The sequence below is a fragment of the Stenotrophomonas sp. YJH_SMC_131 genome, from assembly GCF_059367975.1.
The window spans coordinates 353,166-371,611 of the sequence record NZ_JCAFRJ010000002.1 but is presented as its reverse complement, the minus strand read 5'-3'; the positions used below and the strand labels follow the sequence as shown (position 1 = coordinate 371,611).

Genomic DNA, 18,446 nt, shown 5'->3' with positions numbered 1-18,446 from the left:
GCCTGCAGCGGGCGCGGCCACCGCCGCGCCTGCCGGCAGCATCGGCCAGCGGAGGCAACGCGATGGGAAGCAATGGAATGGAACTGGCGCTGTTCGACTTCGACCACACCGTGACCACCTGCGATACCTATGGCCGTTTCCTGCGCCGCGTGGCCACCGCCGAACAGCTGGCGCAGGCGTGGTGGAAGGTCGGCCCGTGGCTGGCCGCATACAAGCTGAAACTGATCTCGGCCGAACGCATCCGTGCACGCGTCACCCGCCTGACCTTCAGCAACCGCCACAGCGATGACATCGCCACGCTGGCCGCAGGCTTCTCGCGTGAGTTCCTGCCCGAGGTGGTGCGCCCGGAAATGCTGGAGCAGATCCGCTGGCACAGGGAACAGCAGCATACCGTGGTGATCGTGTCCGGCTCGCTCGACCTGTACCTGCGGCCATGGTGCGAGCAGCTGGGCCTGCAGCTGATCTGCAACCGGCTGGAAAGCCAGGACGGCCGCCTGACCGGTCGCTATGCCGGTGGCGACTGCGGCCCGCGCAAGGTCGAGCACATCCGTCGCCAGTTCGATCTGTCCCGCTACGTGCGCATCCATGCCTACGGTGACAGTTCCGAAGACAAGCCGATGCTGGCGCTGGCCCACGAGCGCTGGTTCCGTGGCAAACCCCTGAAGTAACCCCGACGCGCAGCCTTCGCCACGCATGAGCCTGATCCCGCCCCTGACCGAACGCCTCGACCGCCTGCTGCCGCAGACCCAATGCGGGCAGTGCGGCTACGACGGCTGCCGCCCATATGCGCAGGCGATGGCGCGCGGCGAGGTGGGCGTGGACCGCTGCCCGCCGGGCGGCGATGCCGGCGCGCGCGCGCTGGCGCAGGTACTGGGCGTGCCTGCCATTCCGTTTGATCGTTCGCGTGGCGAACACAAGGTGCCGCAGGTGGCGCTGATCGTGGAAGCCGACTGCATCGGCTGCACCAAGTGCATCCAGGCCTGCCCGGTGGACGCCATCGTCGGCGGCGCCAAGTACATGCACACGGTCATCGCCGATCTGTGCACCGGTTGCGAACTGTGCATTCCGCCGTGCCCGGTGGACTGCATCGAGTTGCTGCCCCTGTAACAGGGGTCGGATCCCTTTCCGCGGGAAAGGGATCCGACCCCATCCCGCAGTTATGGCACGGCCGCCGTCACCACGATCTCGACCTTCCACTCGGCGTGGGCCAGCTTGGCTTCGAAGGTTGCGCGGGCCGGGGTCGCGCCCTCGACCACCCACTCGTCCCACGCCTTGTTCATGCCGTCGAAGTCGGCGATATCGGCCAGGAACACTTCCGCGCGCAGCACGTGCTGGCGATCACTGGCGACCAGTGCCAGCAGCTTGTCGATCTCCGCCAGCACCTGCCGGGTCTGCCCGGTGATGTCCTGGCTCGTGTCTTCCGGAATCTGGCCGGAGAGGTAGGCGACCTTGTTGTACACGGTCATTTCGGACATGCGCGGTCCGACGTCGTAACGCTCCATCATGGGCGTGGCTCCTGCGGGTGATCAGGCCTGCATTGTCCTCCAATCCGGTCGACGGTGGGTGCACGGGCACCTTCCGCGACACGTCACTACCGGGCTCCGACGGTCCCACTGGTCAAATGACGATGACAGGCGCACGATGCGCCACGCCCGCGTTGACACCGCCCTCGCCCCTCCTGCCGCACCCTTGCGCCGATGACCGTCCCCGTCGATTCCACCACTGCCCCTTCCACGCCAGCCTGGAAGCGGGTTGCCACCATCGTCATCCCGCTGCTGATCCTCGCCCTGGCCCTGCACGGCCTGGCCAACGAGTTCGACGAGCACGGCTACCGGGCCATCCGCCAGGCGTTCCGCCAGCTCAGTGGCATGCAGATCGCGCTCACCGTGGTACTCGGCCTGGCCAGTTACGCCTGCCTGATCGGCTTCGATGCCATCGGCCTGCGTCGCAGCGGCATCCGCGTGCACCCTGCGCGAGTCGGCATCACCGCGTTCCTTGCGCACACGCTGGGCCAGACCGTGGGCTTTGCCGCGTTGACCGGCGGCGCGGTGCGCCTGCGTGGCTACCGCAGCGCCGGCCTGGACCTGGCGCAGATCGGCCAGGTGGTGCTGATGAGCACGCTCGGCTTCGTGTTCGGGGCATGGCTGCTGATCAGCGTGGCACTGTGCATGGAACCTGCAGCGGCAGCGTTGGCATTGCCATTGAATCCCGATGCCGTGCGCATCGTCGGCATCGTCGCCCTGCTCGCATATCTCGGCACCGTGCTGCTGGTCGGCCGCGATGGACGGCAGTTCAGCGTGTTCGGCCATGCGTTGTGGCTGCCCGACCGCCGCACCATGATCGGCGTCACCGTGCTGAGCGTGATCGAACTGGTGCTGGCCAGTGCCGCGTTCTACGTGCTGCTGCCGGACTCCACGCCGACCGGACTGCCCGGCTTCGTCGGCCTGTACCTGGTGGCCGTGCTGGCCGGCCTGGTCTCGACCGTGCCCGCCGGCCTTGGCGTGTTCGAGTGGAGCCTGCTGAAGCTGTTACCGCAGGTGGCACCGGCGGCGGTGCTGGCAGCGGCGCTGATCTACCGCGTCACCTACTACGTGCTGCCGCTGGTGCTGGCCACCCTGCTCGCGCTCGCGCCCGCCCTGCGCCAACCGCTGCAGGCCAGCGCCGGGGCAACCCGTGCGGGCTGGAACGCGCTGCGCCCGTGGCTGCCGCAGATCATCGCGCTGGCGGTGTTCAGCATCGGCGCCGCACTGGTCATCGACGGCACGCTGCCGACGCCACGCCGTCACCTGGTCAATGCCTCGCTGCCGATCCTGGAGACCTCGCACCTGATCGGCAGCCTCAGCGGCGTCGCACTGCTGCTGATCGGCCAGGGCCTGGCCCGGCGCAGCCACGCCGCGTGGGTGCTGGCGATGGCGGTGTGCATGATCACCCCGCTGCCGCTGTGGCTGCGGGGTGGCCAACTGTTGATCGCCGTCTCGGCAGTGCTGGTTGCGATGGCACTGTGGGCCGCACGTCGCGAGTTCTACCGTCAGGGCGCGCTGCTGGACGAAGCCTGGTCATGGCCGTGGCTGCGCAACCTCGGCCTGGTGCTGGTCGCGGTCACCTGGCTGCTGTTCTTCACCTACAGCCATGTCGAGTACCAGAACGAGCTGTGGTGGCAGTTTGCGATATCCGGCAACGCACCACGCGCGCTGCGCGCGTTGCTGGTCGTGGCGATCGCGCTGGTGATGTTCGGCCTGGCGCGGCTGCTGCACAGCACGCGCAGCCCGCTGCCAGCCGCCGACGAGGCCACGCTGCAATCACTGGCGCCGGTACTGGCCGGTGCCACCGATACCCAGGCCTGCCTGGTGCTGACCGCCGACAAGGCGGTGCTGCGCGACGAGGCGAAACAGGGCTTCGTGATGATGCAGCGCTACGGCGGTTCGCTGATCGCGATGGGCGATCCCGTCGGCCCGCCGGAGGTCGCCCGCGCATTGATCTGGCGCTTCCGCGAGGAAGCCGACCGGCTCGGCCTGCGCCCGGTGTTCTACCAGGTCGGCGAGTCCTACTGGCAGACCTACCTCGACCTGGGCCTGGGCCTGGTCAAGCTGGGCGAAGAAGCGATGGTGCCGCTGCACGATTTCGGCCTGGAAGGCCGCGAACGTGCGGACCTGCGCCAGGCCTGGAACCGCGGCAAGCGCGGCGGCCTGTCCTTCCGTGTGGCACCGGTGGAGGAAATTCCCAGCCTGCTGCCGCGCCTGCACGCGATCTCCAACGCGTGGCTGGAAGACAAGGCCGGCGACGAAAAGGGCTTTTCGCTGGGCAGCTACGACCCGGATTACCTGGTGCGGTTCCCGGTGGCACTGGTCGAGGCCGAAGGCCAGATCGTGGCGTTCGCCAACCTGTGGCAGGCGCCGGCCGGTGCCGAGCTGTCGGTGGACCTGATGCGCCACGTCAACGAGGCGCCGAAGGGCACGATGGACTTCCTCTTCATCGAGCTGTTCCTGTGGGGCCGCGCGCAGGGCTATGCACGCTTCTCGCTGGGCATGGCGCCACTGTCCGGGCTGGCACAGCATCGCCTGGCCGGCCGCTGGAACCGCCTGGCCGGCCTGCTGGCGCGGCATGGCGAACGCTTCTACGGCTTCAGTGGCCTGCGCCGCTTCAAGTCGAAGTTCGACCCGCAGTGGCGGCCACGCTATCTCGCTGCGCCGGGTGGCATGCACCTGCCGGCCGCACTGCTGGATGCCACGCGCCTGATCTCGCTGGACCCGCGGCGCAACTGAAGCCCCGTACCACCAGGCATACCCGGCGCCACCTGTCGCCCGGTAGGTGTCGACCTTGGTCGACACGCTCATCCCCAAGGCGCCCTCAGCCCCAGCGCCGACCAAGGTCGGCGTCTACCAAGCGCTACATACCGCCCTTGAGGATCACCTCGGCCAGCCGATCATAGTCACCACCGAAATGGTGGTCACCCGGCAGCTTCACCTTCTTCACACCGTCATTGGCCGGCAGGTCCGGGCACAGTGCGTCCTCATCCTTGTCGCCGTACACGCACAGCGTTTTCTCCGCCGGCAGTCTGGCCACTTCCGGCGCGATCGGCAGGCCGTCGCCGCCGCCGCCCAGCCAGTTGCTGACGTGGAACTCGAAGTCGGCCTTCTTGCCTACCGACAGCAGCACGATGCGATCCAGCGCTGCACGGGTATCGGCATCGAGCTGGTTGATGGTCGCCGGCAGCACGTCGGCCCCCTGCGAGAAACCGATCAGCATCACCTTGTCGCGGTGCCACTGCTGGCGGTAGTGATCGATGATCTTCTGCAGGTCAGCAGCGAAGCCCTTCGGCGTGCGCTCGCTCCAGAAGTAGCGCAGCGAGTCGATGCCGACCACGGCCACGCCGTGCTCGTTGAGCGACGACGCCACGTCCTTGTCCAGGCCGGCCCAGCCACCATCACCGGAGACGAACACGGCCAGCGTGTCGCCGTTGCCGGTCGACGGTACTTCCACCACCGGCAGGCCCTTCAGCGCGGCCGGCGGCGGTGCCAGGCTGACGCCTGCCTGCGCACCCATCACCCGCGCTGCAGCCACCAGGCCCGGTGAGGCATCACCACGCGCCGTGCGCTTGAACTCGCGCGCCATCGCCACCTGCTGCACGAAACCGCTGGCCTCGCCCGCCTTGCAGCCGTGATCACCGGCTGCACTCAACCACGGGAAGTTCAGTTCGGCGGGTTGCAGCGTGTTGCGCTTCACGCCATCGCCGCAGACCATGCGCTCGTGGTTGTGGTCCGGGCAGAAACCAGTGGTGAGCAGGCCGGCGAACACCTGCGTATCGGCCTGCGCAGCCAGCGCATAGGCCATTTCAGCGCCTTCGCCATCGCCGCCGACCAGCGGCAGGTGGTACCCGGGCAGATGCAGCGAGGCCTGCAGCCAGCGCGAGAAATTCTCGACATCGCCGGAACCGAACGAACAGGTCGGGTTGCCTTCGCGCTTGAGCACGCCGCGCAGGTGCGCGATGTCCACGGCGGCGACCATCGCACCGTCGGCACGCAGGGCCTCGATCGGCAGACGGCTGGTATCGCCACCGGGAGTCGGTTCGTGGAACCAGATCACCACCCGCTGCGGGGTACCGGCCGGCATATGCACCGGAATCTGTTCGAACCGCCCGTGGCTGAACTGCTGCACGGTCGCTGCCGCGGTTGCCGGCAGTGCGGCCAGCGCCAGCACCACGCCCATTACCCTGCCCAGCCCTGCACGCTTCATATCGCAGCCCCGATGGAATGCGCACACGATACGCTGCCTCCACGTGCACGGCACGTACCGGTGCAGGCCGTTGGGGTTTCAGCAGGCTGCGGCGCGACGACTGCGCCGATACAGCGCCACCGCCAGATACAGCAGCCAGCCCACGATCACCACGATCACCACTTTCTGCCCCAGCCCGCGCGGCGGCCCGCCACGCCACAGCACGTGCAGCCACAGCAGCACGAAGGCCAGCCAGGCCCAGCCCCAGAGCAGGCCGGCGGCGGATTGCCAGCCCGGTTCGCGGCGCAGGTACCAGGCCTGCAGCAGCATGCCGACGCTGGCACACAGGAACGCAGTGTTGGCCGCCAACCCGTGGATGAACGGTGCCAGCAGCGGGGTTGCTTCGGGCAGCCAGCTGTCACCGATGGCGACCGTGGCCAGGCCCAGCGCCGAGACCGTGAACAGCAGCGGCGCCGCCGCGCTGCGCCGCGGGCCGATGCTGCCGCGATAAAGGGCGATGCCGAGCAGGGTGATCGCCAGTGCCAGCAGGCAGTACGCCGCACGCAACGCCAGCCCCCACGGCCCGTGCAGGTAGAGGCTGAGCGTGGCCCGCACCCAGTCCAGGTCGGTGCGTGCGAACTGGGTCCACAGCGCGGTAACCAGGAACAGAACCAGGGCTGCCAGCGCCAGCAGCGCCGCCGGACGCGCGCGGCTCATGCGGAGGCTTCCGGGTGCCGCGCCTGCCATTCGGCCAACGCCTTGCGATAGCGCTGCAGCTCGTCGGCATACAGGTCCAGCACGCACAGCGGGCAACCGCTGCCACAGCATTCGTTGGGACCGGGCTCTTCCGGCGGCAGCGGACGGGGATCGGGATCAGGGACGGACACGGTTGGAAGCGGCAATCGGTGGAAACGGGCCCCAGTGTAGCGGGCTGGCTCAGCGACCCAGCTGCCGCCGCAGGTTGTCGCGCGCGGCCGCGTCGAGGCGCTGGTGGAAGAACTCGCTGAGGAAGATGCGCGGTGCGCGCAGCAGGCCCTGCAGGAAACGGCGGCGGCCAGCGCGATACAGGAAGCCCGGCACCACGCCCTTGTACTCTTCGGCCACGCCCCGGTCATAGGCGGTGAACACCGGTTCCGGCGCGGCCAGGATCGCCATGTCGCAGTCCAGGAACAGCGCGGCCTCGGCATCGACATCGTCCGGGCCGAGCGCGCCATGGCGGGCGGTCAGCAGGATCAGCTGCTCGACCCGGGCGGCATCGACAGCGGCGAGTTCCGGCGCCTGCGTGATCGCCTGCAGGGCCATCTGCGCCGAACGTGCTTCGTTGTCCTTTCGCCCCGCCACGTAGATCGCATCGTGGTAGAGCACGGCCAGGTAGACCTCGGCCGGCTGCTGCCAGCCGGGGCCGTCGGCAACCTCCTGGCAGTGCTGCAGCACCGCGCGCACGTGGCCGAAGTGATGGTAGGCGCGTGGTGGCGTTGCATAGCTGTCCTGCAGCGCCTGCCACTGCGCCGGAGCGAGCGTCAGCGGGGAAAAGTCCATGCCCGGATCATCCCGCCTGCGCGGTTGACGGGCAAGCTGTCGCTTTTTTCACCACGTCCTCACAACGCCCTTCGCACTAGGCCGCAACGCGGTTGTCCACAGCTTTCCCGAGCGCTGGTCCACACCGGTTGTGGATGAACGTGCGGACCGACCAACGGTCGCTGCAGCGGTGCGCGCACAGGTCTACACTCGCCTCAGGCGGGAGCGCCCGCCGCTGCCGGGAGCCGTCATGTACCGTCCTGCCGCCCGATTCGTTCTGCTCGCACTGGCCGCATTGGCAGCACCGTCCGCGATCGCACAGGATCATCCGGGAACGGCCGCGCCGCTGGCCGTTGCCAGCACCGCCACTCCGGCGATGCCGACGCCGCAGCAGGTGTTCGCGATTCCAGCGGCGATGCGCGACATGCTGCGCACGCAGGTGATCAATCACGGTTACTCCCGCGAGCAGCGCCTGCAGGCGCTGGTGGAGATGATCTTCGACCGCCACGGTCTGGACCTGCAGTACGACGCCGATGCGACCTTCACCGTCAGCGAGATCTGGCAGCAGCGGCGCGCCAACTGCCTGGCCTTTACCCTGATGTTCGTCGCGCTGGCACGCGAAGCCGGCATCCAGGCACGCGTGCAGGAAGTCGGCCAGGTCGTGTCGTGGTACCAGGACCAGGCCCAGGGCCTGGTCTACAGCGTCGGCCACGTCAATGCCGGGGTCGGCTTCGCCGGCCGCTTCGCCACCGTCGATCTGGATCGCAACGTGCTGTACGACCGCCGCGGGCCGCTGCCGATCAGCCAGGCACGGGCATTGGCACACTTCTACAACAACCGCGGCGCCGAACGCATGGCCAGCGGCGATCTGGTGGGTGCACGCACCTTCTTCAATGCCGCGCTGGCACAGGACAACAGCTTCGCCGCCACCTGGAACAACCTGGGCGTGCTGGAAAACCGTACGGGCGATACCGCCGCCGCGCGCCGGGCATTGGAAACGGCGCTGCGACTGGACGGCCGCCAGGACGCTGCACTGACCAACGCCAGCGCGCTGTACCGGAAGCTGGGCATGGTCATGCAGGCGCAGGCGCTGGAGCAGCGCCTGCAGTCGGTGCAGCGCGAGGATCCGTTCGCGCAGTACATGCTCGGCGCCGAGGCCGAACGCGCCGGCCGACTGGATCAGGCGATCCGCTATTACCGGCAGGCCGTGCGCCTGTACGACACCGCACACCAGTTCCACTTCGGGCTGGCGCGGGCCTATTTCCTGGCCGGCCAGCTCAGGCGCGCCGATCGTGAACTGCTGCGCGCGCAGGCGCTGGGCGGTGCCCCGCAGCAGGCGCGCTACCAGGCCAAGCTGGACAGCCTGGCCCGCTGGCGCGCACAGCAGCAGGCCAGGCGCTGAAGGCCGGTCAGGCCTTCTTGAGGAAGCAGGTCTTCAGGACAAGGCCCTTGATCTTGTCCGAGTTGCCTTCGATGTGCTCGGCATCGTCCTCGACCAGGCGGATGTTGCGGATCACGGTGCCCTGCTTGAGCGGGATCGAGGAACCCTTCACCTTCAGGTCCTTGATCACGGTGACGGTGTCACCGGCCTGCAGGGTATTGCCGTTGCTGTCACGCACGACCAGGGTCGAACCGGCACTTTCCTCGGCGGTCCATTCGAAGCCGCAGTCGGCGCAGATCCACAGCGCGCCATCGGCATAGGTGTTTTCCAGGGTGCACTGCGGGCAGGCGGGGGCAGAAGACATCAGCAAGTACCTCAAAGTGAATCAACAGCCGCCATTGTAACCGCCCGGCTCGCCTGCCCTTTTCCGGGCGGCGCCCGGCTCCCGGCTTGACCCGATCCGGCCTCCCGATACGGAATGGGAGGCCGCAGGAACTTGCAGTCGGCGGCGAACTGCAGCAGAGTGCGCGGCCCCTGATCGCCCCCGGAACTCCCCATGCGCCTCGGCATCGACTTCGGTACCAGCAACTCCGCCGCCGCCATCGTGCATGAGGGAACACTGCTGCCGATCCGCTTCGGCGACGCCGAGCAGTTCCGCACCAGTGTGTACTTCCCCGGCGTGGTGCCCGACCCGGACGACTTCCAGCTCGACGACGGCCAGGAACACCAGCTGCAGCAGATGATCGACAGCGCCGCGCGCGCGGCGCGTGCCGCCGGCCAGGAACGCGCGCCGCAGGCGCTGCGCCGCGAAGCCCTGCGCGCGCTGCGCCGGGAATGGATGGAAGCCCGCGCCGGCAAGGAACGCAGCGCCAACGACCTGCTGCAGAACGCGGTCTACGGCGACGAAGCGCTGGAAGCCTATTTCGAGGAACACGAAGGCAACCTGGTGCAGAGCCCGAAGTCGATGCTCGGCTACAACCTGCACCCGCGCGCGAAGCAGACCATCACCGGCATCGCCGCGCACATCCTCGAACACATCCGCCTGACCGCCAGTGCCCAGCTCGGCCGGCCGCTGCGCGCCGCCCTGCTCGGGCGCCCGGTGCAGTTCCGCAGTTCGATCGGCGCAGCCGGCAACGACCAGGCGCTGGACATCCTGCGTGAAGCGGCCACCCAGGCCGGCTTCGACCAGGTTGATTTCCTCGAGGAGCCAGCCGCGGCGGCCATGCATTACCACGCCGAAAGCCGCGAGCGGCACCAGGCGGTGATCGTCGATATCGGCGGCGGCACCACCGACATCGCCCATGCCGAAGTCGGCGGCGACGACGCCCCGCGCATCCACCGCGCCTGGGGTATCGCCCGCGGCGGCACCGACATCGACCTGGCGCTGAGCCTGTCCAGCTACATGCCGCTGTTCGGCCGCGGCATCACCCGCGTACCGGCCCACCACTACGTGGAAGCGGCCACCGTGCAGGACATGACCCGCCAGCGCGAATTCCGCCTGCACAAGTACGACCATGTCGACGCGCCCTGGGGCGAGCGCCTGCAGGCACTGCAGGACACCGGCAACACCGCCCGCCTGTACCGTGACGTGGAACGCGCCAAGATCGCCCTCAGCGCTGCCAGCGAGCACCGCAGCACGCTGGACTACATCGCCCGCGACCTGCATGCCGACAGCAGCGCCGACGGCCTGGCCGCCGCCGCCCATGGCTACCTGGAGCAGATCCGCGAGCTGCTGGCCCAGGTCCGCAGCGACATCGGCGGCGACCCGGATGCCGTGTTCCTGACCGGTGGCATGTCCCGCGCCGGCTACCTGCGCCAGGCGGTGGCGGCCGCCTTCCCGGGCGCCCGCATGGTCCACGGCGAGCCCTCGCTGGGCGTGGTCCAGGGCCTTGCGCTGGCGGCAGCCAGCCAGGATTAACAAAACGTTACGCGGTCTAAGTTACTCTTGGTCGGCTAGAACCCTGCTGCCCCTTCCACCGGCCATGCCGGTGTGTGTCCACGGTGCAGCCTGGCCCGCCCAGCGGGCCTAGCGGCCATGCCTTCCTGGCTCGTTCATGGTCCGCGCAGCACCTGAGCCGCCATTGAGACCCGCTTTGGGCACCCGCCAGGCCCCTGAGGCCTTACAACCTGACGCAGCACCTGCACCCATCGACTGCCGCCGTTGTGACGCGGTCTGTTGCCGGTTGCCCGTGCTGCTGCAGCCCGGCGACCACGTGCCCGGCCAGTTCCTGTCACGCGACACCCACGGCCGTGCCGTGATGGCGCGCAACGAGGAAGGCTGGTGCGCGGCGATCGATCCCTATCACCTGCGCTGCACGATCTATTCGCAGCGCCCGGCGATCTGCCGCCAGTTCTCGATGGGCGGCGATGACTGCCGCCGCGAGCGGCAGGACTACCTGCGCCAGGCCGATGCCTGGGCGCTTTCCTCCCCTTCCACCTGACAGGAGCAACCATGCCCCGCAAGGCAAAGACCCCCGCGAAGGCCAGCAACAGCATCCGCAGCGAACGCAAGGGCGCGGCCGCCAGCACCGTGGTCAGCAGCGATTCGATCGCTTCGGACCTGGCAGCGTTCCGCAAGGCCGGTGGCAAGATCGAAGTCCTCGGCACTACCTGGGCGCTGAAGAAAGCCAGCTGACCCAGCTCCGACCGCGGCGGCGCTGCCGCCGCGGCCTGCCGGACCGCGCTCAGCGATCCAGGCGTACCCGCACACTGCCCGAATGCGACTGGATGCGGATGTCACCGTCGCCATTGCCGAGCCGAGTATCGAGATGGCTGCCGGGGCCGTAGCGCGGCCGTTCCACCTGGCCGGCGTCGCTGTTGATCGACCCGCTGAAGCTGTTCACCGACAGCTGCGCCGAAACCGTGCGTGGCAGGCGCAGGTTGACCGACGCGCTCACCGATTCGACATTGATACGGCCCCCCGGCGCCAGCCCGGCCGCCGACAGGTCGATGCTGCCCGACACGGTTTCCACCGCCAGCCGCTGCACCCGCCCGGCATCGACCTCGACCCGGCCGGATACCGTCTGTGCACCGATGTCACCGGACACGCCGCCGCCGGCTTCGATGCGGCCACTGACCGTGTTCACGTCCAGCTTCGGCGTCTGCAGGCGCGCGATGACACCGCCGCTGACCGTATTGAGCTTGCTGTCGCCGCTGCGACCGGAGGCGCTCAGGCTGCCGCTGACCGTGTCGGCCTGCAGGCGGCGCACATCGATGCCGCTGATGTCCTGGCTGGCACTGACCGTACTCAGCAGCAGTTCCACCGAGCGCGGCACGTTCAGCACCAGCGTCGCGCCGCCGTTGTTGTTGCGACGCGGATACTCGATCTCCCAGCGCACGCGGTTGGCACTCTTCTCCTGGCGCAGCTGCAGGCCATCGCTTAGCGTACCGGTGAGCTGCACGTCGTTGCGGTCCCAGCCACGCACGCTCACTTTGCCGGCCACGTTGCTCAGTTCGATGCGGCCGCCGGCGGCCAGGCTGTGGCGCTCGTCGATCCGTGTGTCAGCCAGGGCCACCGCGGGCAGCAGCAACAGCGCGGCGCAGCAGGTCATCAGGGTTCGTGTCATCGGGGGTCTCCTCAGGTCGTCAGGCCGGACTCGGCGGCATAGGCCGCCTGCCGGGTCAATTCCAGCCGCAGCGCATAGGTGCGCTTGAGCTGGCCAAGCAGATGCGGCGCGCGTGGATCCTGCGCCAGCGCGGCCCGGATCTGTGCCGCGCTTTCATCGAGTTCGTGCAGCGCCGGCTGCCATTCCGGCGCCCGGCCTGCGGGCAACGAGGCCACTGCCTGCTGGTACTGCTCGGTCATCGCCGCGGCCTGCAGTTGCAGGGTAGACGGCACCGGCGCGTCCGGTTGCGCATGGCGCCACGGCGCCACCGCGTAGAGCGCCAGGCTTGCGGCCAGTGCGGCCCCCACCGGCAACCACCAGCGCCGGCGCGAACGCCCCGGCAGCACCACCACGTTGCCGGTCGGCGCAGGCGCCGCCTGTGGTTCACGCGGCGGCAGCTGCGCCGACAACCGCGCCCAGCCATCGGCGGGCAGGCCGCGTTCGGAAGGCAGCGCGCGCAGTCGGGCCACCAGATCGTGGTCGGAATCGTGTTCGTGTGTACTCATGTCATGTCTCCCAGCCGTGCGCGCAACAGGCCGCGCGCACGATGCAACTGTGCCTTGGAGCTGCCGACGGCCATCTGCAGCTGCGCGGCGATCTCCTGGTGTTTCCAGCCCTCGATGTCATGCAGCACCAGTACCGCGCGCGCCCTCGGCGGCAGCGTCGCCAGCGCGCGCTCCAGGTCGCGCTCGGTACCGGCGCAGCGGTCGTGTACGGCCAGTTCCTGCAGTCCTCCGTCCACATCATCAAGACTGTCGTGGTCCTGCCCGGCGGCGCGCCCACGCAGTTCCATCAGCGCAGCGTTGACGCCCAGGCGATGCAGCCAGGTCGACAGGCTGCTCTCGAAACGGAACCCCGGCAGCGCCTTCCACGCCTGCAGGAAGGCTTCCTGCAAGGCGTCTTCGGCACGCGCCTGCTGGCCCCCGCACAGCCGCCACAGCACGGCGAACACGCGCGGTGCATGCCGCCGGTACAGCAGTTCATAGGCCGAGGTATCGCCGGCGGCGGCCGCCCGCACCAGGGCGGGTTCATCGACGGCGTCGTGGGCGGCAGGCGGCGCGGGCATGGTGGTGTCGAGCATATCGCTTGGATGCGGCGGCCCGGGAAAAGGTTTAGAGCCGGACGACGATCACTGCCGTGCAACCTTTTCGACACCTGCTGCATCCATGGAAGGTCCTTCGCGAAATTGCCGTCCAGGAGTCCTGCCATGTCCAGCCCAACCTGCGCCGCCCTGCTGGTGATCGCCGCCTGCGTCGTGCTGCAGGCACTGGGCCTGTCGCTGCAGCTGCACCCCGGTAACGGCCGTGCCTGCCTGCAACAGCATCGCCAGGCGCTGATGTGCCTGGCCTGGGCCCCGGCGGTCGAATCCCCGGCACGCGCCGGGTAACATCGAAGGTCGTTATTGCCACCTGTTGTCGCCCCATGATGTTGTCGCTGAAGGATCACCTGCCGCCCTGGACCCACCCGTGGTTGAACTACGCCGGCGTCGCCCTGCAGATCGTAGGGGTGCTTCTGGTCGCGTGGCTCCTGCGCGTGCTCGCCCGGCGCCTGATCCGCCGCTTCGCCGAGCACTACACGTTGCCGCCCGAGATGGTGATGGGCGCGCGCCGGATCACCAGTTTCGTGGTCTATTTCAGTGCCCTGCTGTACATCCTCAGCCTGCTCGGCGCGAAGCCCTCGGTGCTGTGGACCGCGTTCACCGGCTTCGCGGCCGTGGGCGCGGTGGCCTTCTTCGCGGCCTGGAGCGTGCTGTCCAACATCTTCTGCACGCTGCTGATCTTCACCACCCGCCCGTTCCGCCTGCACGACTACATCGAAGTGCTGGAGAACGGCGAGAAGCCGGGCCTGAAGGGCCGGGTGATCGACGTGAACCTGATCTACACCACGCTGCAGGAGACCGGCGAGGGCCACGAGGGCACGGTGCTGCAGCTGCCGAACAACCTGTTCTTCCAGCGCACGGTACGGCGCTGGCGTGACCCGGCGCAGGCCCCCGGCGGCATCCAGGGCGACGGTTGAGGGTGGAGTTTTCGGCAGGGCTGCGCCCTGCACCTGCAGAGGCCGAAGCCGAAGCCGAAGCAAGATCAAGAGCGGCATTCCGTGGGATGGCGGGGCGGTGTGGGTCCGGTTGAGGGGGGCCAGATCAGTGAGCGCCATGGATGGCGCCTTTGATGTTGACGTTGCTTCTGCAGGTGCAGGGCGCAGCCCTGCAATAAAACACCCCTTTACCTCAGCTGGCTGTCCTTGCTGCCACGCCGGTTGTACCCGGCATGCGCCTGGTCTTCGTCGTCCCGCGCCTGCTGGCACGCAACGCACAATCGCACACCAGGCACAGCCTGGCGCCGCGCCAACGGGATCGGCGCGTCGCATTCCTCACAGTGTTCCAGACCGGGTCCCTCGCGCAGCTGGCGCCGCGCGCGGGCGATCGCGTCGTCGACGGTGGCGTCGATCTGGTCCTGGACCGCGCCGTCTCCTGCCCAACCGGTGGCCATGGCTATCCTCCGCAGGTGTGTCGCCCGATATGGGGACGATACACCCCGGCAAAAAGGAAGGCCTTCATGTAGAGCCGAGCCATGCTCGGCTGCTCTTCAGGATGCCAAACAGAACGCCGACGGATCCGATCAGGCCGATTGCGGCTTAATCCCCTCCGTCCCCTTTTTGCTTACCAGACCAGGTCGTCGGGCACCTGGAACTGCGCGTAATAGGCGTCGTCTTCTGCGTTGCCGGTGGAGATCTCGGCGGTCGAGCCCGGCTGGCCGTGGTCGACGATGATTGCTTCGGGTGCGCGTTCACGCACCTTTTCGGCGGCGGCGCGGGGCAGCAACACATAGCCCTCGCCGTGGGCGACGATGACCAGCACGCCCACCGACAGCGCCTTGCGCAGCTTGGGGTCGATCAGCAGGGTACGGATCGCCGCGCCATCGCTGAAGCGGTACTCGTCGTCGCCCTTATGGGGTACGGCATGGGCCGTGATGATCTGCCTGGCCTGGGCCTTCTGTTCAGCCTGCCTGGCCTGGGCATTGCGTTCGGCGGCCAGTGCGCGGTCGCGCTCGACCTTCTCGGCGCGGGCACGTTCAGCCTCGCGCTGGACCTCGGCCGAGGTCGATTCGGCCTTGCCCTGGCGGGCCTTGGCCTGCTCGCGTGCGGCGGCGCTGGCCTGCGACTTCTTGGCCAGGCCGGCCTTGAGCAATTGTTCCTGCAGCGCGTTGGGCTTTGCCATGGTCGGTGCGTACCGCGTGTAATCTTGGATGCCCCATTCTACCGACGCCCCGCCGGCCCTGCATGGCAGTCCTGAAGTACCTCACCGGTTATCCCGAACCCCTGGTTGCCCAGGTCAGCGAGCTGCTGGCGCAGGGCAGGCTCGGCCCCTGGCTGCAGCAGCGCTACCCCGACCCGCACGAGGTGCGCAGCGACCGCCAGCTGTACGACTACACCCAGGAGCTGAAGGACCGTTACCTGCGCAAGTCGGTGCCGCTCAACAAGGTCTGCTACGACAATACGCTGGAAGTGATCAAGCACGCGCTGGGCACCCACACCGCCATCTCCCGCGTGCACGGCGGCCGCCTCAAGGCCAGCCGCGAGATCCGCATCGCTACCGTGTTCCGCCAGGCACCCGCGGCGTTCCTGCGCATGATCGTGGTGCATGAGCTGGCCCACCTGAAGGAAGCCGACCACAACAAGGCCTTCTACCAGCTGTGCCAGCACATGGAGCCGGAGTACCTGCAGCTGGAGTTCGATACCCGCCTGTACCTGACCGAGCTGGCCAACCGCGGCCAGCGCTGACCGGCCGCAGCAGCTACACTGCGCGCCCCCTGCCCGACCTGCCTGCCATGGAACCGATCCGTCTCGACAAACGCCTGTCCGCCCTGCTCGGCATCCCGCGCGGCGAAGCGCGGCGCTACATCGAAGGCGGCTGGGTCACGGTCAACGGCGACGTGGTGGAACAGCCGCAGCGCCCGGTCGATGGCAGCGCGGTGATCGTGGTGGCCGAACAGGCCAGCGATGAAAAGGCCGAGCGGGTCAGCATGCTGCTGCACAAGCCGGCCGGTGTCGCCGCCGAAACCCTGTGTGCCCTGGTCAGCAGTGACAGCCGCAGCGAACTTGATGCCAGCGACATCCGTCCGTTGCAGCGTCACTTCCACGGCCTGCAGCTGGCCGCCTCGCTGCCGGCCAGCGACAGCGGGCTGGTGGTGGTCAGCCAGGATCCGGCCACGCTGGCCCACCTGCAGCGCAACCTGGGCCGTACCGAGCAGGAATACCTGATCGAAGTGGCCGAAGGCGGTCCCGAGCGCGGGCCGTGGCTGATGGCGCGGCTGCAGCAGGAATCGGGCGGCGCCAAGGTCAGCTGGCAGAGCGAGCAGCGCCTGCGCTTCGCCGGCAAGGGCCTGACGGCCAAGGGGCTGCGTGTGGCGGTCAGCGCCGCCGGCCTGCAGGTCACGGCCGTGCGCCGCCTGCGTATCGGACGCGTGGCGCTGGGGCCGCTGCCGCCGGGGCAGTGGCGCTACCTGGGCAGCGACGAGCGGTTCTGAGGTGTGCGGGTCAGGGCCCTTTCCCGTGGAGAGGGATCCGGGGGTCGGATCCCGTGCCGAAGGCAGGGGCTCTGACCCCCTGTCGATCCTGCAGGCATTCCTTCACGCATGGCGTGGCTCTACCATCGGGGCATGAGCCTGCCCAAGCCGCTGTGGCGACGCCTGCTGCGTGTTGCTGCGATCATCCTCGCCGTGCTGGTGCTGCTGGTCCTGTCCGGGCTGCTGCTGGCCGACCATCTCACGCCGCAGGCGCATGGCGCGCCTTCGCACGTGCTGCCGCTGCAGCCGGCACAGACCCGCATCGACCAGCAGATCGTGCCGCTGCAGGCGGCCCATCCCGGCCAGTCGGGCGTGGCCTTCCTCAGCGATGGCATGGATGCCTTCGCCGCCCGCGCGATGATCACCACCCAGGCCGGCCGCAGCCTGGACCTGCAGTACTACATCTGGCACGACGACCTGATCGGCCACCTGATGGCCAAGGCGCTGTACGACGCCGCCGAGCGCGGCGTGCGCGTGCGCATCCTGCTCGATGACATGAATGCCAAGGACAAGGACGCGCTGATGATGGCGCTCGATGCCCATCCGAACATCGAGATCCGCCTGTACAACCCGTTCCGCAACCGGACCGGCATCCTGCGCATGGTGGAGATGGTGCAGCGCTTCTTCAGCGTGAACCACCGCATGCACAACAAGAGCTGGATCGCCGATGGCCGCGTCGCAATCGTCGGTGGCCGCAACATCGGCGAGGAGTACTTCAGCGCGCGCACCGACGTGAACTTCCAGGATCTGGACCTGCTGGTCGCCGGCCCCGCCGTGGAGCAGGCCAACCGGATCTTCGACGACTACTGGAACAGCGAAACCGCCATTCCGGTATCCGCGCTTGCCTTCCATACCGACGCACAACTGCGCCTGCTGGTGCGCGAATCGGACCACGAGGCGCAGCGGGACGTGGCCCGCCCCTACCTTGCGCGCGTGGCCGAATCACGCCAGCGGCAGCGCCCGAGCCCCGAGCCGTTGCACTGGAGCGGTGCCGTGCGCATCGTGTCGGACCCGCCGATGAAGCACCGCAGGGATGATCGCGCCACCTGGCTGGTGTCGACCCTGATCAGCGAGCTGCAGGCCGCCCGGCACAAGGCCCTGTTGATCTCGCCCTACTTCGTGCCCGGCAACGAGGGCCTCGATGGCTTTTCGGCAATGGCCGGGCGGGGCGTGCAGGTGGGCGTGGTCACCAACTCGCTGGCCGCCAACGACGTCGCCGCCGTGCACGGGGGCTACATGGGCTACCGCGTGCCACTGCTGGAAGCCGGCGTCCACCTGTACGAGCTGAAGGCACAGGGTCAGTCGGGCGATGCCGGCGTGTTCGGCAGCAGCGGCGCGAGCCTGCACACCAAGGCATTCCTGATCGATGACCGCCGCGGTTTCGTCGGCTCCTTCAACCTGGACCCGCGCTCGGCCTACCTGAACACTGAAATGGGTGTGCTGTTCGACGATCCGGTGCTGGGTACACAGCTGCGGGACGAATACCTGCGCCTGGCTGACCCCAGGCACAGCTGGTGGCTGGCACTGGACGACCGCCGCCGGTTGCGCTGGCTGGAGCGCGAACCGCCACCGCACTGGGTGGAGGCCGAGCCAGGGGCAACGGCGCGCAAGCGCTGGTTGTCGCGGGTGATCAGCTGGCTGCCGGTGGAATCGCAGCTGTAGCGC

23 protein-coding genes are annotated in these 18,446 nt (G+C 68.5%); 12 read left to right on the top strand and 11 right to left on the bottom strand.

Annotated elements, in window-relative coordinates:
• Positions 1–77 precede the first annotated feature (77 nt).
• Both AC5P56_RS05515 and rnfB read left to right on the top strand, forming a co-directional pair.
• The gene (locus AC5P56_RS05515) at positions 78–668 is read left to right on the top strand and encodes an HAD family hydrolase (protein WP_032958670.1); all 591 of its coding nucleotides are present in this window, start codon (positions 78–80) and stop codon (positions 666–668) included.
• 25 nt (positions 669–693) lie between these two features.
• Positions 694–1,107, top strand: a complete 414-nt coding sequence (rnfB, locus tag AC5P56_RS05510; RefSeq protein WP_014647962.1) for an Rnf electron transport complex subunit RnfB — start codon at positions 694–696, stop codon at positions 1,105–1,107.
• Positions 1,108–1,157: 50 nt separating this feature from the next.
• Here the strand turns inward: rnfB and AC5P56_RS05505 are convergent, their stop codons facing one another.
• Complete coding sequence (locus tag AC5P56_RS05505; RefSeq protein ID WP_005418155.1) at positions 1,158–1,505, bottom strand: RidA family protein; 348 nt, start codon at positions 1,503–1,505, stop codon at positions 1,158–1,160.
• A 192-nt stretch (positions 1,506–1,697) separates the two neighbouring features.
• Here AC5P56_RS05505 and mprF point away from each other — a divergent pair, with 192 nt between their 5' ends.
• Positions 1,698–4,262 carry a bifunctional lysylphosphatidylglycerol flippase/synthetase MprF gene (gene mprF, locus AC5P56_RS05500; protein WP_241887557.1) on the top strand — a complete coding sequence of 855 codons (2,565 nt, stop codon included), beginning with the start codon at positions 1,698–1,700 and terminating at the stop codon, positions 4,260–4,262.
• 124 nt (positions 4,263–4,386) lie between these two features.
• Here the strand turns inward: mprF and AC5P56_RS05495 are convergent, their stop codons facing one another.
• From AC5P56_RS05495 to AC5P56_RS05480, 4 genes are all read right to left on the bottom strand, one after another.
• Complete coding sequence (locus AC5P56_RS05495) at positions 4,387–5,733, bottom strand: virulence factor family protein (protein WP_032958666.1); 1,347 nt, start codon at positions 5,731–5,733, stop codon at positions 4,387–4,389.
• A gap of 78 nt (positions 5,734–5,811) precedes the next feature.
• Positions 5,812–6,429: a DUF998 domain-containing protein gene (locus AC5P56_RS05490; protein WP_046431904.1), complete on the bottom strand. Its 618-nt coding sequence runs from the start codon at positions 6,427–6,429 to the stop codon at positions 5,812–5,814.
• Positions 6,426–6,599, bottom strand: coding sequence for an oxidoreductase-like domain-containing protein (locus AC5P56_RS05485; RefSeq protein ID WP_032958663.1), 174 nt, complete (start codon positions 6,597–6,599; stop codon positions 6,426–6,428). Before AC5P56_RS05485 ends, AC5P56_RS05490 begins: the two co-directional genes overlap by 4 nt.
• Before the next feature lie 49 nt (positions 6,600–6,648).
• The gene (locus AC5P56_RS05480) at positions 6,649–7,251 is read right to left on the bottom strand and encodes an HD domain-containing protein (RefSeq protein WP_014647966.1); all 603 of its coding nucleotides are present in this window, start codon (positions 7,249–7,251) and stop codon (positions 6,649–6,651) included.
• A 229-nt stretch (positions 7,252–7,480) separates the two neighbouring features.
• Between AC5P56_RS05480 and AC5P56_RS05475 the strand changes: the two genes are divergently transcribed.
• On the top strand, positions 7,481–8,632 hold the full coding sequence (locus tag AC5P56_RS05475; protein WP_445391826.1) for a transglutaminase-like domain-containing protein: 1,152 nt from the start codon (positions 7,481–7,483) through the stop codon (positions 8,630–8,632).
• 7 nt (positions 8,633–8,639) lie between these two features.
• Here AC5P56_RS05475 and AC5P56_RS05470 read toward each other — a convergent pair whose 3' ends face one another.
• Complete coding sequence (locus tag AC5P56_RS05470) at positions 8,640–8,975, bottom strand: zinc ribbon domain-containing protein YjdM (RefSeq protein ID WP_010482882.1); 336 nt, start codon at positions 8,973–8,975, stop codon at positions 8,640–8,642.
• Positions 8,976–9,167: 192 nt separating this feature from the next.
• On the opposite strand from AC5P56_RS05470, the gene AC5P56_RS05465 reads away from it, so the two are divergent.
• The 3 genes from AC5P56_RS05465 to AC5P56_RS05455 all read left to right on the top strand — a co-directional run bounded on the left by AC5P56_RS05465 (position 9,168) and on the right by AC5P56_RS05455 (position 11,246).
• Complete coding sequence (locus tag AC5P56_RS05465; RefSeq protein ID WP_142235308.1) at positions 9,168–10,529, top strand: Hsp70 family protein; 1,362 nt, start codon at positions 9,168–9,170, stop codon at positions 10,527–10,529.
• A gap of 229 nt (positions 10,530–10,758) precedes the next feature.
• Complete coding sequence (locus AC5P56_RS05460; RefSeq protein ID WP_053462562.1) at positions 10,759–11,052, top strand: YkgJ family cysteine cluster protein; 294 nt, start codon at positions 10,759–10,761, stop codon at positions 11,050–11,052.
• An 11-nt stretch (positions 11,053–11,063) separates the two neighbouring features.
• Entirely contained in the window at positions 11,064–11,246 is a 183-nt protein-coding gene (locus AC5P56_RS05455; RefSeq protein ID WP_005410566.1) for a hypothetical protein, read from the top strand.
• 49 nt (positions 11,247–11,295) lie between these two features.
• Here the strand turns inward: AC5P56_RS05455 and AC5P56_RS05450 are convergent, their stop codons facing one another.
• The 3 genes from AC5P56_RS05450 to AC5P56_RS05440 are packed head-to-tail and all read right to left on the bottom strand — an operon-like array spanning position 11,296 to position 13,297.
• A complete protein-coding gene (locus AC5P56_RS05450; RefSeq protein ID WP_288496732.1) occupies positions 11,296–12,177 on the bottom strand; it encodes a DUF4097 family beta strand repeat-containing protein in 882 nt (293 codons plus the stop codon).
• A gap of 11 nt (positions 12,178–12,188) precedes the next feature.
• Positions 12,189–12,722, bottom strand: coding sequence for a hypothetical protein (locus AC5P56_RS05445; RefSeq protein WP_046431913.1), 534 nt, complete (start codon positions 12,720–12,722; stop codon positions 12,189–12,191).
• Positions 12,719–13,297, bottom strand: a complete 579-nt coding sequence (locus AC5P56_RS05440) for an RNA polymerase sigma factor (protein WP_032958649.1) — start codon at positions 13,295–13,297, stop codon at positions 12,719–12,721. The genes AC5P56_RS05445 and AC5P56_RS05440 overlap by 4 nt, the downstream gene beginning before the upstream one ends.
• A 126-nt stretch (positions 13,298–13,423) precedes the next feature.
• Between AC5P56_RS05440 and AC5P56_RS05435 the strand changes: the two genes are divergently transcribed.
• Both AC5P56_RS05435 and AC5P56_RS05430 read left to right on the top strand, forming a co-directional pair.
• On the top strand, positions 13,424–13,603 hold the full coding sequence (locus AC5P56_RS05435; protein ID WP_262093176.1) for a hypothetical protein: 180 nt from the start codon (positions 13,424–13,426) through the stop codon (positions 13,601–13,603).
• Between the two features lie 35 nt (positions 13,604–13,638).
• Positions 13,639–14,232: a mechanosensitive ion channel family protein gene (locus AC5P56_RS05430; RefSeq protein ID WP_014647973.1), complete on the top strand. Its 594-nt coding sequence runs from the start codon at positions 13,639–13,641 to the stop codon at positions 14,230–14,232.
• Between the two features lie 206 nt (positions 14,233–14,438).
• Here AC5P56_RS05430 and AC5P56_RS05425 read toward each other — a convergent pair whose 3' ends face one another.
• On the bottom strand, positions 14,439–14,705 hold the full coding sequence (locus AC5P56_RS05425; protein ID WP_014647974.1) for a DksA/TraR family C4-type zinc finger protein: 267 nt from the start codon (positions 14,703–14,705) through the stop codon (positions 14,439–14,441).
• Between the two features lie 170 nt (positions 14,706–14,875).
• A complete protein-coding gene (locus tag AC5P56_RS05420; protein ID WP_111207092.1) occupies positions 14,876–15,433 on the bottom strand; it encodes a DUF2058 domain-containing protein in 558 nt (185 codons plus the stop codon).
• A gap of 62 nt (positions 15,434–15,495) precedes the next feature.
• Here AC5P56_RS05420 and AC5P56_RS05415 point away from each other — a divergent pair, with 62 nt between their 5' ends.
• From AC5P56_RS05415 to AC5P56_RS05405, 3 genes are all read left to right on the top strand, one after another.
• Positions 15,496–15,996 (top strand): M48 metallopeptidase family protein, encoded by a 501-nt coding sequence (locus AC5P56_RS05415; protein WP_111207093.1) that lies wholly within the window; start codon positions 15,496–15,498, stop codon positions 15,994–15,996.
• A 47-nt stretch (positions 15,997–16,043) separates the two neighbouring features.
• Positions 16,044–16,742, top strand: coding sequence for an RNA pseudouridine synthase (locus AC5P56_RS05410; protein WP_046431915.1), 699 nt, complete (start codon positions 16,044–16,046; stop codon positions 16,740–16,742).
• 108 nt (positions 16,743–16,850) lie between these two features.
• Positions 16,851–18,443: a phospholipase D family protein gene (locus tag AC5P56_RS05405; protein ID WP_049404698.1), complete on the top strand. Its 1,593-nt coding sequence runs from the start codon at positions 16,851–16,853 to the stop codon at positions 18,441–18,443.
• Positions 18,444–18,446: the final 3 nt, after the last annotated feature.